A 16,886-nucleotide genomic window follows, 5' to 3' on the forward strand; every position below is an offset into this window, starting at 1 on the left:
GGATTTCGTTATCCGCGCTCTTTTTTGTTCTTCTGCTCATTTCGCAAGTGGTACAGTGCTTTTTCAAGGGTCTTTCTGTTTTTCTCCGTTATTTCTCCACGCCTTGGAATGACAGGATACATATTTTCCGGATCGCTCCAGTACCGGGGAAGCGGAACTGGGGATCTGGACTCCCAAGCTTCAAGCCAGGAGGAGGGAATCGGTGTGTCGAGCAGGTGGCTCTGATTGGTCATTTCAAGCCAGATCATCGCCCATGCCCGTGGAACAACCCTCCACATGTCATATCCGCCGCCGCCGACGCCGATCCATTTCCCTCCGCAGTATTTGTGGGCAACGCGGTGGGCAGCGCGTGGAATCTCCCGGTAGGCATCAATTGTTGCGGATAGATGCGTGAGTGGATCATAATAATGGGCATCAGCGCCGTTCTGCGTTAAGATGACGTCCGGTTTAAAAAAAGCGGCGGTTTCTTCAAGGGCCTGTTCAAAGTTTTCCAGAAACGATGCATCTTCCGTAAATGCATCCACCGGAATGTTCAGGGATAAGCCGTACCCCTGGCCGCTTCCTTTTTCGTGAACATCGCCGGTACCGGGAAACAGATAACGACCGGTTTCATGGATGGAAAGCGTACAGACATCCGGATCATCATAGAAGGCAAACTGCACGCCGTCGCCGTGGTGGGCATCGGTATCGACATAAAGAACCCGGGCTCCGTAATGTTTCTTCATGTACTCAATGGCAATGGCACTGTCATTATAAATGCAGAAACCGGATGCTTTCCCTCGGAATCCGTGATGAAGCCCCCCGCCGAGATTAAGGGCATGTCCGGCTTGCCCTTCCATGACAAGGTCCACCGCTGTCAATGTTCCTCCTGCGAGAAGAGCCGCGGCTTCGTGCATGTTGGGAAAGACCGGTGTGTCTTCTGTCCCGAGCCCGTAATTATTGGCAGTCCCTCGGTTGAGTGTTCCGCTTCCGCCGGCTTTTACCGCTTCGATGTAGGACGAATCGTGAACCAGGGCGATTTCTTCATCCGAAGCCATTCTCGGAGCTGTGACATGCTGGTCGTCTAAAGCCCCGAGATGGCGGAGAAGGTCATAAGTCAAGGTGAGACGGAGGTGGTTGAATGGATGATCTTCACTGAATTTGTAAGCCAGCTGCTCTTCTGAATAGACAAAAGCTGCTTCCTGCATCATTCATTCATCCCCGGGATCCGCGGCCAGCTTACTTCATATCCTGCTTTTTCCAATGTTTGTATAATGTCGCGGGGATCCATCGTCTGTACGCGGAAAGACAAATATTTATGGGTGTCATCCTTTCCCGGATAAACGAGAACGCTGATGACATTTATCCGTTTTCTCTGGAAAATGGATGTGATGACCGCCAGTTCCCCCGGCTGATCTTCCACTTTAATTTCAATCCGGGAGGAAGGTTGATGCGCACCGGTTAATTCGACAAGCGTATGAAGGACATTTGTTTCCGTTAGAATACCGGCAAGCTTGTCATCGTCTTCAATGACAGGAAGGGCGCTGATATCCTTGTCATAGAGGATGAAAGCCGCTTCTTCTACCACATCGAGCCGGCTGGCTGTAATGACAGGATAGGTCATGATCCGGGAAACAGGATTTTTCAGGTGTTCTTCCCTGGACCGGGTGTGGAAAATAGACGGGGATGCATCACGGATATCCCGGTCCGAAACGATCCCGGTGAGAATGTTGTTATTATCGACCACGGGTATGTGCCTGATTTTATGCCGGTGAATGTATTCTACCGCTGTTTCAATAAGATCATCGGCATGGATGCACACCGGATCGCTGTTCATGATTTCTTCAACTAGCATGGAAAAACCACCTCATCTTCATCAATGATTACAACGTTTGGTACAGTTGCTGCAGGTTTTAAAACATATACCGGGTGGTGAAACGGATGTTGTCAAACCGCTCGATGTCATCATTTCCAACCCGGTCCCCGATCCTTACCATCAGGCAGTTTGCCGGGTGGGAACATATCTCCGGATCATCTGTCGCCATCCATTTCAGTCCTCCAGCATTCATCATTTTCTCCATCACCTTTCTATAGTCCCACACGGAAAGCTCACTGTTTTTTAAATCCCAGTGCCAGTAATATTCTGTCGTGATGATAATATAATCTTCCATGGCATCGTCCCGCATGGAGAATTCCAGAAGCCGGCTTCCTATTTTTGCACCGCGGTATTCTTCAGCGATCTCGACGGCCCCCAATTCGAGAAGGGTGTCCATTTCTGCTTCCGACCAGCGTTCAAGCGGATCAGGATAAACAAACGTAACATATCCGACGATCGTTTCTTCATCGACGACAGCATTGATACGCCCTTCCGGCAGATCGGCAATACCAATTAATGCTTTTTTTTGTTCCTCCGGTTTGCGGAAGGCGGTGAGTCCTTCGTGAAAGTCATAATTATGAATCCTGGTGCCGGAAAGGGGACCTTCCATAAGGAGCGTACGCCCGTCCACGTCGATTTCCTCTGAAAAATACGTCTTCTTATGGATCATCCGAGTACCACCTTTATAGAGACAATTATTGTTACAGCCATTATACATGATCAAGCGGAATTCAGGCAGAATGAATTTGAGTTCAACATGGATAACTGAATTTTACAAACATCTGGTTTAATTATAGACTGAAGTGGAATAGAAATAATAACAGTAATAAAAATGACACAGGGAGTGTGGTGAAAATGTAAATAAAATTGAAGTAACAGTTTTAATATATTATAATGTGTATTAGAACACAAATACATAAGAGGAGAGGAAGGTTATATATGAAAGTGCAAACGCTTCCACCAGTAGATGGGCAGTACAATCTGAAAGACTATGAGAATGCCGTTAAGACGTTTGACTGGCGAGAGGTCGAAAAAGAATTCAGCTGGTATGAAACAGGAAAAGTGAACCTGGCTCACGAAGCCATCGACCGTTTTGCAGATTCTCCTGAAAAGAAAAACCAGGTTGCGTTATATTACAGTGACGCCAACAGAGATGAACAGTATACGTTTGAAGAGATGAAGCAATGGACCAACAAAGCCGCCAATGTGATGAAGGAGGCGGGTATTCAAAAAGGAGACCGGGTGTTTATCTTCATGCCCCGTTCCCCGGAATTATATTTTGCTGTTCTCGGTGCTATTAAAATCGGCGCGATTGTGGGTCCGTTGTTTGAAGCGTTTATGGAAGGAGCGGTACGGGACCGCCTGGAAGACAGTGAAGCCAAGTCGATCGTCACCACTCCGACGCTTCTTGAACGAGTGCCGGTGGATGACCTTCCGCACCTGGACACGGTATTTGTACTTGGAGAAGGTGTGAAAGAAGAAGGACCACATTACGACTTTCAGACCCGTATGGAAAATGCCTCGGATGCATTTGATGTAGAATGGGTGGATCGGGAAGACGGCCTTATTCTTCATTATACATCCGGCTCCACCGGTAAACCAAAAGGTGTGCTGCATGTTCATAACGCCATGATTCAGCATTATCAGACGGCCAAGTGGGTGCTGGATCTTCAGGAAGGCGATGTATACTGGTGTACAGCCGACCCGGGCTGGGTAACCGGAACGTCTTATGGTATTTTCGGACCGTGGCTGACCGGGACGACCAATGTTGTACGGGGAGGACGTTTCAGCCCTGAAGACTGGTATGCAACGCTTGAACGTTTTAACGTCTCTGTCTGGTACAGTGCACCGACAGCCTTCCGGATGCTGATGAGCGCTGGTGATGAAATTGTCCAAAAATATGACCTTTCCAGTCTGCGTCATATTCTGAGTGTCGGTGAACCGTTGAATCCGGAGGTTGTCACTTGGGGGGAAAAGGTCTTTAACCTGCGTATTCATGATACTTGGTGGATGACCGAAACCGGCGCGATGATGATTACCAACTATCCATCCATGACCATTAAAGCCGGTTCGATGGGCAAACCTCTCCCGGGTATAAAAGCAGCCATTGTAGATGACCAGGGCAATGAACTTCCGCCGAACCGGATGGGGAATCTGGCTATCGCGAAAGGCTGGCCTTCCATGATGAGATCGATCTGGAACCGCCCGGAGAAGTACGACAGCTATTTTGAGCTGAACGACTGGTATGTCTCCGGAGATTCTGCCTATATGGATGAAGACGGATATTTCTGGTTCCAGGGAAGAATTGATGATGTCATCATGACGGCAGGAGAACGTGTCGGTCCGTTTGAAGTGGAAAGCAAGCTGCTCGAACACCCAGCTGTTGCAGAGGCAGGCGTCATCGGCAAACCGGATCCTGTCCGCGGGGAAATCATCAAAGCCTTTGTAGCACTGCTTGACGGCGAAGAAGCGACGGATGAGCTGAAAGAAGAAATTCGAACTTTCGTGAAGAAGGGACTTTCCGCGCATGCTACACCGCGTGAGCTTGAATTCCGCGACAAACTGCCGAAGACACGGAGCGGTAAGATTATGCGCCGCGTACTGAAAGCATGGGAGCTTGATCTCCCGACAGGCGATTTGTCCACCATGGATGACTAAAAAAAGAAAAAAGGAAGCCGCTGAGTTACTCAGCGGCTTCCTTATTGTCGTCGTCTGTATTTGTATCGTCTCCGCTGGTTCCAGAACTGTCATCTGTTCCGTTTTCACCGCCGCTGCTGCTGTCGTTCGTGTTACCTTCCTGCTCTGATCCTTCAGAGGAACTGCCGTTATCATCCTGCTGATCATTGTTTTCATCATCAGAGGTGTTTTCCTCACCGCTGCCGTCGTTATTAGCGTTATCCCCGCTGTTTTCACTGGATGAATTGTTATCTGTTCCGTCATTATCACTGTCATTTTCTTCACTGCCGTCATCGACAATAACGGAAGGTTCAGTCGTGGCGGACTGGCTCGATTCCCGGCCGCGTGAATCCACAGCTGTCACAAAATAGGCTCCCGTCCCGGTGTTGTAAGATGTGGTGGTATTGCCGCGTACACTTCCGACCAAATCTCCACTGGTGCTGTAAATTCGATAGCCGACAATGTCACTGTCACGGTGCCGGGACCACGAAATGCTGTTTCCGCTGTAAGAGACATTGGCTACTGGAGACGGCGCCCGTCCATTATCCGGTGCTTCCCGTTCAGGGGTTACATTTTCCCATTCATCCGGAAGGTACTCGGATACTTCATCCACGTCAAAATAATCTTCATTAATGGACACGCCGCTTTTCGTAAATGCGGAAGGAGTGGAACTGTATGCCTGATAACGGGACCCATTAATAGTGACGTAAGCTTCCTGCTGCAGGCTGTCATCCGTATCCGTCGGCACGTACTTCTCATTGAAGTAGTCGGTGGTGGTAAAACCGGCTTCCTCGCACTCTGAACTTGGGAGTTTACCGGAAATGCCGCAGATTGTCTGTCTTACGATACCGTCCGGCTGCTGAAATCTGTCATCCAGTCCAAAGATGGAGTCATCATTATCTTCTCTATCTGCCTGATAAGCAGCATTCATGTGATCCGCCCAGATCTGCTGCGTTCGTGCTCCGTAACTTAATCCTTTATAATAGTTTGCGATTTCCTGCGGGGTGTCATAGCCTATCCAAATACCAAAGGTAACATTTGAGTTGAAACCGACAAACCAGGAATCGTAAGTGTCGTCTGTGGTCCCGGTTTTTCCGGCCCAGTCTCCACCAAAGTTCATCATCCCCGGAAGAGCGCTTGCGGTACCGCCGGGTTCGAGAACATCACGCAGTATATCAACGGTCAGAAACGTAGTCTGAGGGGAAAACACTTCATTGATCTCCGGTTCATGCTCATAAATGGTTTCCCCGTCTTTTGTTTCAATCCGCTCAATCATGTAGGAATCATGATACTTTCCGTTGTTGCCGAACGTGGAAAATGCATTTGTATTGGTTTCCACGGTTGTGCCGTATGTCAGTCCACCTATCGCCGCAGAAGGATACGGCTCATTCGGGCCGATATTGTCAAAACCTAAGTCCAACAGCGTCTGCCTCGCTGTTTCTTTATTCAATCTCTCGAATGTGCGGACGGCCGGAGAGTTCCTCGACTCTTTCAGCCCCTCACGGACACTTACAAATCCCTGATAACTGTCTCCGTAGTTTTTGTAGCTGCCATCTCCGTTTTCGTAATCACCAGGGACGTCGGGAAGAATGGTACCGGGCTGGACGAGACCTTGTTCCATCGCCGGCGCATAGTCAAGAAGCGGTTTAATCGTCGAACCGTTCTGCCGGTATGCCTGGGTGGCGTGATTTAAATTATTCTGGTCAAAATTACGTCCTCCGACGAAACTAAGAATCGCGCCGTTCTGGTTGTCGATCATCATGGCGCCGACCTGTTCCTGTTCCACGCCGTCTTCTCCCTGTCTATCCGGGCCATACCAATCAGAATTGGCGGCAGCTTCCTGCATGGCGTCATATATATTCTTTTTCACAGTAACATGAACATTGTAGCCGCCAAGAGCGAGTTCGCTGTCAGCCTGTGCTTTATATTGATTCAACGTTTCCCGGCGTTCTCCCTCTTCCATCTCATCCAGGTTGACACCGGCCTCGTTCATCAGATCCTCCCGGATAATGCGTTCGGCTCTGCGTTGTGTTTCATATGTCAAATAGGGGTAATTTTCGACTACGCTGCCCTGTGGTTCTGCAAGATTTGCTCTAATATCGTAATCGAGAGCCGTTTGGTATTCTTCCTCGGTAATGTACTCATTTTCCCTCATGTTTTCAAGAACAAGCTCCATCCGGTTCAAGCCTTCTTCAAAATCTTCCTTAACCTTTCCTCCCTGTTCAAAAGGGGTGTAGATATAAGGGTTTTTGGGAAGACCGGCAATAAAGGCAGCCTGGGCAGGATTCAATTCCGTCACATCCACCCCGAAAATGCCCTCGGCGGCGGACTGGGCACCTGCGATGTTTCTTCCATCCGAATTACGTCCGAAAGGCACAATGTTTAAATAGGCTTCCAGTATGGAATCCTTGTCAAAATAGTTTTCCATTCGGAGAGCAAGCGCAATTTCTTTTGCTTTACGCTCAAACGAGACTTCATTCGTAAGGATCTGATTTTTAACAATCTGTTGTGTAAGCGTACTTCCGCCTGTCTGGGTGCCGGCATTGGACACTTCCTGATACGTGGCACGCAATAACGCTTTTGGAACGATCCCGTCATGTTCGAAAAAGTATTCGTCTTCAGTGGATATAACAGCATGAATTAAATGATCGGACATTTCTTCCAACGGTCTTTCTTTTCGTTCAAGTCTGGCAGGAATTTCCCCTAGAAATTCACCGTCATTAAAATAAATACCGCTGATTTCCTCATAATTGTAGACCTGGTTTTCAAATTCTTCTTTGCTGTAAGCTTCCTGGTCTTCAACAAGCGACAGAAAATATCCCGCTCCAGCTCCTCCTGCGAAAAGACCGAGGCAGAGGAGCAGTACAAAAGAGATGAGGATGAAATTCCAGAACACATAGGAGGTGATATTCAGCCCCTTGACCAGCGGTTTGTTTTTCCAGGAATCAAAGCGTTGATTCAGTTTTTCAAGAAAATTTTTCATGGTATGATTCCTCCTAAACATCAACGATATTATAGCATACCAAGACAGTGCTTCCTATGGATTTTGGGGATTTTTATCAAACGGCGTTGACAGAGGAAAAAAGAATATGGTAAAAGAAGGATAGTGTTAATATTGAAAAACAGGCTTTGAAGGTATGAAGTACTTTATTCTCCCTGTGGACAGAGAACCGGCGGCTGCTGAAAGCCGGTACAAAGAATGAAAGGAATTACGTGCTGGAGCTTTTTCCATTTTGAATGGAACGGGCATTCCCGTTATAGAACCAAAGGGGAAAGCATCTGCTTTCAACAAGGGTGGTACCGCGATAACAATCGTCCCTTCCGTATGACGGAGGGGACGATTTTTTAATTTATAAAGAAGGAGAAAAGAGATATGGATATTTTTCAGGATTTACAGAACAGAGGTCTGGTTAATCAGGTTACGGATGAAGAGGGGCTGCAGAAGCTCCTTCGAGATAAACAGGTGACGTTATACTGCGGGTTTGATCCGACCGGTGACAGCCTTCACGTCGGCCATCTGCTGACAATTATTACGCTTCGCCGGTTCCAGCTTGCCGGCCATCAACCGCTGGCGCTTGTCGGTGGAGCTACAGGTCTGATTGGTGATCCAAGCGGCAAAAAAGCGGAACGGACATTGAACGAAGAAGATGTCGTGAACATGTACACCGACCGGATCAAAAGTCAGCTCCAGAAATACCTGGATTTTGAAGGCGGCAGAAAAGCGGAAGTTGTGAATAACTATGACTGGATCGGAAGCATGACCGTCACCTCGTTTTTACGGGATGTAGGAAAACACTTCAGCCTGAATTATATGTTATCCAAAGAATCAGTGGACGCAAGAATCCAGACAGGTATTTCGTTTACCGAATTCAGTTATCAGATTCTGCAGTCTCTTGATTTTCACCATCTGCACGAAGAGAAAAACTGCCAGCTGCAGATCGGCGGCAGTGATCAGTGGGGCAATATCACCGCCGGGCTGGAACTGATACGCCGCATGAAAGGCGGCGAGGAAGGAGAACAGCCGGAAGCATACGGTTTCACGATTCCTCTTGTTACGAAAGCCGATGGCGAGAAATTCGGCAAATCCGAAGGCGGCGCTGTCTGGCTTGATCCGGAAAAAACGTCGCCGTATGAGTTTTACCAGTTTCTGATTAATACCGACGACAGAGATGTGATCAAGTTTCTCCATTATTTCACGTTCCTTTCTGAAAGTGAGATCGCCCTCTATGAGCAGGAACTAGAGAATCGGCCGGAGGAGCGCGCCGCACAGCGCCGTCTCGCCGAAGAAGTGACAGCATTCGTACATGGGGAGCAGGCGCTGCAGCAGGCTCAGAATATTACAGAAGCCTTATTTGGAAAAAATGGGGATGTAAAACAGTTGAGTGCACATGAAGTACAGCAAGGTTTCAAGGATGTGCCAAGCCACGTGGTGGAGCAAGAAGAGATCGGGTTGATCGATCTGCTTGTTGAGGCCGGTATTGCGTCGTCGAAAAGACAGGCGCGCGAGGATATTTCCAACGGTGCGGTATATATTAACGGAGACCGCTGCCAGGATCTGGACAAAGTGGTCGGAGTAGAGGATAAAATTGACGATGCCTTTACCGTCATCCGCCGCGGCAAGAAAAAGTACTTTCTCGTTCAATTTGCATAACAAACGAAGCTGCCTCTTCCAAAAGGGCAGCTTCGTTTTTTTACTGCAGCGGTTCCGCCGGTAAACGGTGGTGAACCGCTGATAAATCGATGGAAACCGCCGATAACCAGCGATGAACCGCCGATAAACGCCCGCGTTCCGCCAAAATAATGTCGCAAAAGGTACCGCAGGAGAAAACTAATAATATATAATAAAAAACCCCCGGGATGTTGATCTTCCAACATCCCGGGGGTTTTTGAATGGTATCCCGCAAACTGCAGCGATTAACGGGAATAGAATTCAACGATAAGCGCTTCTGTGATTTCAGACGGAAGCTCGGAACGTTCCGGATAACGGCTGTAAGTGCCTTCTTTCTTATCTTCATCAAAAGTAAGAAATTCCGGTACGAAACTGCTTGCTTCCAGCGCGTCATTGATAACCGAAAGATTCTGGGACTTTTCGCGCACGCTGATCGTCTGTCCCGGCTTGAGACGGTAGGAAGGAACGTCCACCCGTCCGCCGTCTACGGTAATATGACCGTGTGTCACGAGCTGACGGGCACCTTTACGGGTACGGGCCAGTCCGAGACGGTATACAATGTTGTCGAGACGGGATTCGAGAAGAATGAGGAAGTTTTCACCGTGCACACCCGGCAGATTGCCTGCCTGTTTGAATGTGCGGAGAAACTGCTTTTCATTCAGTCCGTACATGTAACGGAGCTTCTGTTTTTCCTGAAGCTGCTCGCCGTATTCGGAAAGCTTCCGACGCTGAGTCGGTCCGTGTTCACCCGGAGGATACGGGCGTTTTTCGAGTTCTTTACCTGTGCCGCTCAGCGAAACGCCGAAACGGCGGGATTTTTTCCAAGTAGGTCCTGTATATCGTGCCATACAAGAGCGCCTCCTTTTATGATGAAAAGTATTGGAAAAAGAAGACCATTGACAATCTCCTGACATGCTCATTTTGTTTTCATGTATCTTCGCCCCGACAGCTAGGGGGTACGCAATACACCTTACATCATCTCATCAGCCGCGGATGCAAGGAACAAAATGACAAGGGTGCACACATCAAGTATGTCCAGGCTGTCTTTTAACACAAAAGTCATTATATAATTTTCCGGAGGCAAAGTCAATATCGTCGGGAAATGAACAAGAATACAGATAATTTCATTTCTTTCAAAAAAAATACAGAAATTTTCACTTAAATACGTTATAATGCAATATAGAAATAAGTCACAGGTATAAAGAATTAATTTTTTGGAGCCGCACAAAGGGACAAGGGGGAAAAAATTGCAACGGTGGTGGAAAGTATGAAAAATGAACAGTTTTCATCAGGAGAACCAGCACAATACCGGCGGATGTGGGAGGATATACTGGATGAAACAGAAGTCCGGGATTTGTTTGCCCCCTGCATCCTTTTTCTGCAGAATGACCAGGGAGAAACTGTATCCTCCTGCAGAGTGGGAGACGTACCATGTGAAACAGAACATGCACGTTTTGTGCGGAAGGAAAAATCATTTCGTACAGCAGGAGCATCTTGGAACGCTGCCGGGTTGGTGAAAGAGGACCATCCTAACAGCAGCGGGCTATCTTTTTTTCTGAGCGGCCTGGTACCTGTTATCAAACGGAGACTTCAGGAGCAGGACGGAAATGACAATGGGGGAGATCAGAGGTATGCCCTTATGGTACAGGTGACGAAGAAATTCCATTCCTCCATGAAAGCTGCAGCCGTACTGAAAGAAATTGTAAAATCACTGGAGTTTATCTATCCCGGAAGCCGTATCGGTCTGCATCTTGCACAGGACTGGGAAGTGCAGAAGGAACTGGCTCATATTGACTGTTCATTCGGTTTTCAGAATATTAATGAACAGATGAAGCAGACGTATCTTCTCGGGCAGATTCAGACGGCTCCGGCAGAAGAGCCGGGGGCGGCTGTCCTCTATATACCACTGCATGGTAAACAGGGGGTGTATGGTGTACTGAGCATGGAAGCGGCCAAACCGCTCGTGGACGATGAAAAGGAGCGGGATTACATGAAGACACTGGCCGATACCGGCGGCAGTGCGCTGGAGAATGCCGAACTGTATCAGCAGTCGCGGACATTGATTAAAGATTTACAGCTCATCAATGAAACGTCACACCTTTTAAATTCGAAACGAAATCTGGATGAGACCGTGGGCAGCATGCAGAAGCAGATCGAGAAGTTTATCCCTGGAAGCAGACAGGGGTACATCCTTATGGACGATGTGCGTAATCTGCGTATTTTGAATGATAAGTACTTCAGGGAACCGGAACGTGTGGAAACTATATTCCAGGTGATGAACCATTTTGAACGCCATCATGAAGCCGTATTCATCGGAGATCTCATAGAGGAGTCCGCATACCATTTTGATGGATACCGTTCCATGATGGCCGTTCCGATGAAGCAGAGCAATGAATTGAAAGGGGCGGTCATTGTCCTTGGAAGCGGGACAAAAATGTTTACGTTTCATCAGTTTAAGCTGCTGCAGTCTCTTATCCATCATTCCACGCTTGCCTTTATGAATGCGGTGCTGCATGAAAAACTGGAAAAGCTTGTGATTACCGACCACCTGACAAAGCTTCATTCAAGGCATTATCTCGACCAAAGTGTAGGAGAATCGCTCCGGAAAGAGAAGCAGGGGACTTTTTTACTTTTTGATATTGATAATTTCAAGGAAATTAATGATGGGTACGGCCACCAGACAGGTGACAGCATTATCGTCCAGGTGGGGAAAATTATTGAGCAGAATATCCGCTCGGATGACACGGCTGCAAGGTGGGGAGGGGAAGAACTGGCTGTGTATCTGCCCCAGGCTTCTGCTGAAGACGGAAGAAAAGTGGCGGACCGGATTGTCAGGCATGTGGAAACAGCTTCCCACCCTCCTGTTACGATTTCCTGCGGAGCGGCATCCTGGACAAGCTCGGAAGAAATAACGCTCGACGAATTGTTTCTAAGAGCCGACCAGGCCCTCTACCGGGCTAAACGCGGCGGGAAAAATCAGGTTGTTTATGAAATATAAAAGACCGCTGTCTCTGTTTTTCAGGAAATAGAGACAGCGGTCTTTTTAGGGCGTACCGACCACCGATGATCAAAGGTAACTCGAAAGAGTTTCGGCAAAATGCTCCAGATATTTCTGATCCTCTGTGCTGAAGCGGTTGTGAACCGGGCTGTCAATATCGAGTACACCAATCAGCTCCCCCTCTTTCTGAAGGGGGACGACCATTTCAGATCGGGAAGCGGCATCGCAGGCGATATGTCCGGGAAACTGTGTGACGTCATCCACTCTGACGGTTCGTTTTCCGGCGGCGCTGGTTCCGCATACACCTTTTTCCAAAGGGATCCGGATGCAGGCAGGAAGTCCCTGAAACGGTCCGAGCACCAGTTCATGATCAACAGGATGATACAGGTAAAACCCTGTCCAGTTCACTTCCTCGAGAAACTGGTGAAGCAAAGCGGAGGCATTGGCCAGGTTGGCTGTCCGATCTGTCTCACCTTCGATAAGGGAAATCAGCTGTTTGTGCAGCATGTTGTAGTTGTCCTGCAGTGTACCTTGATAGGAGACGGGTTCAAACATGATTCTTACTCCTTCCATACAACGTTCACCGGAAGTATAGCACAATTCATCCCCCGTCGTCTTTTCACAAAAACCGCGAAAGACAGCCGGAAATGTCGACAGGTTTTTAAAGGAAAAAGAGGAGGACCTGAGGAAGTTACTGGTATAACGTAAGAAGACACGGAACCTGACAGGAGGAGATGCAGGATGCCGGAAATGGAAGATACCCGCGGCCGAATTATTCAGGCTGCAGCCGTATTGTTTACAAATAAAGGATTCCACGGAACATCGGTACGGGATATTGCAGGACGGACGGGGGTGAATCTGTCCCTCATTTCCTATTATTTCGGCGGCAAACAGGGCCTTCTCGAAGCGCTCGTCGTTGATTTTCTGGAAGGGTATATCAGCGGCCTGGAAGACGTGGCCGTGTCGGGCGGAAAAAACGCCTTTGAGACGTTGATGGATATGGCTGAACATGTTCTGCTTTACATGCAGAAGCATCATTTCCGGGCCCGTTTCGTCCTGCGGGAAATGACACTGGATTCCATGTTTGTCCGGGAACTGACATCGACGTACCTGATGAAAGAAAAACACCTTTATGCGCTTGTCCTTCAAAAAGGAGTGGAGGAAGGAGTATTTCACCCCGCACCTTCCCACTGGACAATCATGCACGTTCGGAGCATGATACTAATGCCTTTTTTGCATCACCAATATGTGCGGGAAGTATTTCACATGCAGCCGCAGCAGGCGCCGTTTGTGACTCTGTACCTAAAAGAAATACGAAACTGGATACAAAGCACCATTGTTGATTCGGGCTATAAAGAACACAGAGGCACTCTTCCGGTATATTCATAATCGTCAGAGAGCAGTCATATTCCGGATTCCCTGCAGCACGTCGGCTGCTTGATGGGCATCAGAACCGTAAATGAGCGGGATACCGCGTTTTAATGCTTCATGGGCCGTGCTGTTGTCGGGATAAGGCTCCCGACACCATGTTTTGAAAAGACCGGCGCCGTTGTAATCCAGGCTCATGTTCTGTCTGCTGACAGCATCAAGTACGGCCGAAATGTAGGGAGAGGTCTGCACGTTCGGAAATTTCTTCTGAAATTTTTTTACCAGCGTCATATGGCCGATCCGCTCCGGTTTCCAGGGGCCGAGATCGCTGGTTATGGATTGGTGCAGGGTATCGAAATAGAGCGCGGCGACGTTTTCTGCTGATCCGGTCTTTTGAATCAGGTCTGCAAAACTCTCCGGACTGTAATCCAGACAGACATAAGAACCGCCGGCCGACAGGAAATGAACGGACAGGATGCTGTCGTCCAGATAGGGCCCGATATCATTCAACAGGCTTTTTGACTGCATTTCAAATCCTTTAATATAATCAATTTCCAACCCGGTGTAAATCGTGATATCCCGGCTGTATTCCTTTTTAAGCTGTTCAATATCGGCAATATAGTGTTCAAGCTCGTCACGACGCATGGAACTGTCCTGATCCGGCACGGGATCGGTAAAGCCTTCAGGCAGCGGGGCATGCTCGGTGAATGTAATCGTATGAAGTCCTCCATCCAGAGCATGTTCGATATAGTCATGAAAAGAGTCGGTGGATCCGTGCGGGCAGTATGGCGTATGTATATGACCGTCTCGTTTTACAGGCATGTCCTCTCCTCCAGCTGTTCCCGATAAATTTTTATTTTTCTTTCATCTTCTCCCACATGAGAAGTATTTCCATGTTATCATAAAGATAACTTTTACATAAAAAACACGAATATATGAATAAATTGACTCATTCAGCAGGAAATGAACGAATTCTGTCGAAGAAGAATAGAAGAAGATATAAGTAAAGTGTGCAGAAACTGGAGTGAAGACTCATGGTATATTATACAATGATAACAGCCGCCCTGATTATAGCAGTGGTTATTATATATGGTGCCGTCTCCCGGCGCGGCATTTATAAAAGCGTGGACCGGCTGGAACAGTGGAAAACAGAAATTGCCTCAAAACCGGTAGCCGATGAGATCGCAAAAGTGAAAGGGCTGCAGATGTCAGGAGAAACGGAGGAAAAATTCGAAGAATGGCGGAAGGAATGGGAAGACATTCTCGGCACCCATCTTCCCGACATCGAAGAAGCGCTCTTTGATATTGAAGAATGGGCGAACAAATACCGCTTCGGCAAAGCCCGGTCCCTGGCAGACGGAGTGGAGAAACAGCTTCAGGATATTGATTCCCACATTCAAAAGATATTTCGGGAAGTCGGCCAGCTTATACATAGTGAAGAAGAAAACCGGGCCGGTATCACCGAAAACCGTGAAATGCTGGAGAAACTGCGCGAGTACCTGGCGGAAAACCGGCTGTCACTTGGAAGCACAGCTCCCGTATTTGACCGCCGCTTGAAGAATATGGAAGATTCCATCGCCGAATTCGAGGAAGAAAGAGAGGCCGGCAATTACTCTAAAGCCAACCAGATATTAAGCCGACTTCATACAGAGCTGAAGCAGGAAGAGCACAACATGGGTACGGTCCCGGCACTGCTCGTGGATATTGAAACGGATCTGCCTGCCGACTGCACCGAGCTGGAAAAGGGTCTTGAAGAAATGGAACAGGAAGGCTATATCGTTGAACATTATGATATTCCGGCTGAAATTAACAACATCCGCGGAGAACTCCCCGACTTGAAAAAGGCCGTGGAAAATCTTGAGCTCGAACGCGTGCAGGAACGTCTGCAGGATATCCGGACCTTCATGGAGGAAACGTACCGTAAGCTGGAAAAAGAAGTCGAAGCCCGTCAATTTGTAGAAGAGAATACCGAGGAGGCCCGGGAAGAACTGACGCGTCTTGAGGAGCAGGTTGCTTCCCTCGGGGAGGAACGGGAAAAGGTGGGAGAGAGCTACCGGATTCCTGATGAAGAGCAGAAGCGGCAGGAAGATGTGGAAAAATCGATGCAGAATACACTCCAGGAATGGCGTGTATTTCAGGATGTACAGGAAAACCGGAAACAGCCTTTCACAGGTCTGAAAAAAACCTTGGAACAGCTGAAAAAAGAAATGGCCGGCATCGATCAAAGCATCCGGCGTTCAAAAGAAAAGCTCTATATGCTGCGTAAAGATGAGCTCAAAGCACTGGAGACCCTCCGTTCTCTGCGACGGCAGCTGCTTCGTGACAGAATGACCCTGGAACGTTCCTATCTGCCGAAAGTCCCCTCCACCCTGCTGAATGAAATGGATGCCGCTGAAGAACGTCTGAATGCAGCAGCTTCCATTTTGGAAAAAACCCCTGTGGAAATGGGCAGAGTGAACGCTTCTGTGGAAGATGCCGATCATTATGTCCAAAAAGTACATCAGCAGCTGCATGCGACCATAGAACAGGCACGTCTCGCTGAACGGGCGATCCAGTTCGGGAATCGTTACAGAAGTAGTTCAGAAGTAATTCATGATGCATTGGTTGAGGCGGAAGATCTTTTTAAAAAAGGGTACTATGATGAAGCTGTCAACACTGCTGTGCAGGCGGTGGAACGAAAAGAACCCCATGCCATGCAGAAACTCGAAATGAATTAAAATGAGTATAAATACCTAAAACTCAGCTACTTGTTTTTCGTAATTGGAACAAAAGTCCTTTTTTCTCTCAGGGCCTGGTGATATAATAGTCTTGTGTGAAAGGAGGGCGGACATTGAGACCAATTTACATGCTCGGAACAGTAATGCTTATTTGTTTTGCGGTGCTTGGGGCGGCAGGAACAATGTTTATGTTCAACGACGGAGAAGATACGGAGCCCCGGGAAGAACGAACAACGGAAGAACTGGCCGCAGAACTTGATGAGGCTTTAGGTGTTCATCCGCCCGTCGAAGAAGAGATTTCAGAGGACAATACCAGTTCTTCGGTCGAAGAACAATCTGAAGAAAGCAGACCGGATAAGGACTCCCAAACGGCATCCGGAAAAAGGGAAGAACCGTTGACTGCTTCATTGGATAGACAGGCTTCTTCCCCGCCGGAAGAAGATAATCCATCATCAGATATGGTAGAATCCGAAGCAATTTCGCTTGGACCGGAAAATGAAAGCATTTCTGTAGATAAGCTGCTGCAGATGATTGAAGAATAAACACAAAACACTGCTCCGTCTGCGGGGCAGTGTTTTGTGTTTTCATTGTGTACAAAAGGCA

At 48.1% G+C, this 16,886-nt stretch carries 13 protein-coding genes and 1 other annotated feature; of the genes, 6 read left to right on the forward strand and 7 right to left on the reverse strand.

Going from position 1 to position 16,886, the window contains the following annotated elements:
* Nucleotides 1-8: 8 nt before the first annotated feature.
* The 3 genes from ACW9JV_RS05210 to ACW9JV_RS05220 are packed head-to-tail and all read right to left on the reverse strand — an operon-like array spanning nt 9 to nt 2,525.
* Complete coding sequence (locus ACW9JV_RS05210) at nt 9-1,190, reverse strand: acetoin utilization protein AcuC (protein ID WP_457332045.1); 1,182 nt, start codon at nt 1,188-1,190, stop codon at nt 9-11.
* Nucleotides 1,187-1,834 carry an acetoin utilization AcuB family protein gene (locus ACW9JV_RS05215; protein WP_457332047.1) on the reverse strand — a complete coding sequence of 216 codons (648 nt, stop codon included), beginning with the start codon at nt 1,832-1,834 and terminating at the stop codon, nt 1,187-1,189. Before ACW9JV_RS05215 ends, ACW9JV_RS05210 begins: the two co-directional genes overlap by 4 nt.
* A 58-nt stretch (nt 1,835-1,892) precedes the next feature.
* Nucleotides 1,893-2,525: a GNAT family N-acetyltransferase gene (locus ACW9JV_RS05220; RefSeq protein ID WP_457332049.1), complete on the reverse strand. Its 633-nt coding sequence runs from the start codon at nt 2,523-2,525 to the stop codon at nt 1,893-1,895.
* Between the two features lie 269 nt (nt 2,526-2,794).
* On the opposite strand from ACW9JV_RS05220, the gene acsA reads away from it, so the two are divergent.
* Complete coding sequence (acsA, locus tag ACW9JV_RS05225) at nt 2,795-4,513, forward strand: acetate--CoA ligase (protein WP_457332051.1); 1,719 nt, start codon at nt 2,795-2,797, stop codon at nt 4,511-4,513.
* A 25-nt stretch (nt 4,514-4,538) separates the two neighbouring features.
* Here acsA and ACW9JV_RS05230 read toward each other — a convergent pair whose 3' ends face one another.
* Nucleotides 4,539-7,514 carry a transglycosylase domain-containing protein gene (locus ACW9JV_RS05230; protein ID WP_457332053.1) on the reverse strand — a complete coding sequence of 992 codons (2,976 nt, stop codon included), beginning with the start codon at nt 7,512-7,514 and terminating at the stop codon, nt 4,539-4,541.
* 137 nt (nt 7,515-7,651) lie between these two features.
* Nucleotides 7,652-7,854: a binding site (T-box leader), on the forward strand.
* Nucleotides 7,855-7,904: 50 nt separating this feature from the next.
* Here ACW9JV_RS05230 and tyrS point away from each other — a divergent pair.
* Entirely contained in the window at nt 7,905-9,182 is a 1,278-nt protein-coding gene (gene tyrS, locus ACW9JV_RS05235) for a tyrosine--tRNA ligase (RefSeq protein WP_457332055.1), read from the forward strand.
* Nucleotides 9,183-9,445: 263 nt separating this feature from the next.
* Here tyrS and rpsD read toward each other — a convergent pair whose 3' ends face one another.
* A complete protein-coding gene (gene rpsD, locus ACW9JV_RS05240; RefSeq protein ID WP_457332057.1) occupies nt 9,446-10,048 on the reverse strand; it encodes a 30S ribosomal protein S4 in 603 nt (200 codons plus the stop codon).
* A 419-nt stretch (nt 10,049-10,467) separates the two neighbouring features.
* Between rpsD and ACW9JV_RS05245 the strand changes: the two genes are divergently transcribed.
* Entirely contained in the window at nt 10,468-12,198 is a 1,731-nt protein-coding gene (locus ACW9JV_RS05245) for a diguanylate cyclase domain-containing protein (RefSeq protein WP_457332059.1), read from the forward strand.
* A 69-nt stretch (nt 12,199-12,267) separates the two neighbouring features.
* Here the strand turns inward: ACW9JV_RS05245 and ACW9JV_RS05250 are convergent, their stop codons facing one another.
* Nucleotides 12,268-12,753 carry a GAF domain-containing protein gene (locus ACW9JV_RS05250; protein ID WP_457332061.1) on the reverse strand — a complete coding sequence of 162 codons (486 nt, stop codon included), beginning with the start codon at nt 12,751-12,753 and terminating at the stop codon, nt 12,268-12,270.
* A gap of 186 nt (nt 12,754-12,939) precedes the next feature.
* Between ACW9JV_RS05250 and refZ the strand changes: the two genes are divergently transcribed.
* The gene (refZ, locus tag ACW9JV_RS05255) at nt 12,940-13,587 is read left to right on the forward strand and encodes a forespore capture DNA-binding protein RefZ (protein ID WP_457332064.1); all 648 of its coding nucleotides are present in this window, start codon (nt 12,940-12,942) and stop codon (nt 13,585-13,587) included.
* A 3-nt stretch (nt 13,588-13,590) separates the two neighbouring features.
* Here the strand turns inward: refZ and hisJ are convergent, their stop codons facing one another.
* On the reverse strand, nt 13,591-14,388 hold the full coding sequence (gene hisJ, locus ACW9JV_RS05260) for a histidinol-phosphatase HisJ (protein WP_457332066.1): 798 nt from the start codon (nt 14,386-14,388) through the stop codon (nt 13,591-13,593).
* Between the two features lie 212 nt (nt 14,389-14,600).
* Here hisJ and ACW9JV_RS05265 point away from each other — a divergent pair, with 212 nt between their 5' ends.
* Both ACW9JV_RS05265 and ACW9JV_RS05270 read left to right on the forward strand, forming a co-directional pair.
* Entirely contained in the window at nt 14,601-16,283 is a 1,683-nt protein-coding gene (locus ACW9JV_RS05265) for a septation ring formation regulator EzrA (RefSeq protein WP_457332068.1), read from the forward strand.
* Between the two features lie 113 nt (nt 16,284-16,396).
* A complete protein-coding gene (locus ACW9JV_RS05270) occupies nt 16,397-16,825 on the forward strand; it encodes a hypothetical protein (RefSeq protein WP_457332070.1) in 429 nt (142 codons plus the stop codon).
* The last annotated feature ends 61 nt before the right edge of the window (nt 16,826-16,886 follow it).

This window comes from Salibacterium sp. K-3 (assembly GCF_054052005.1).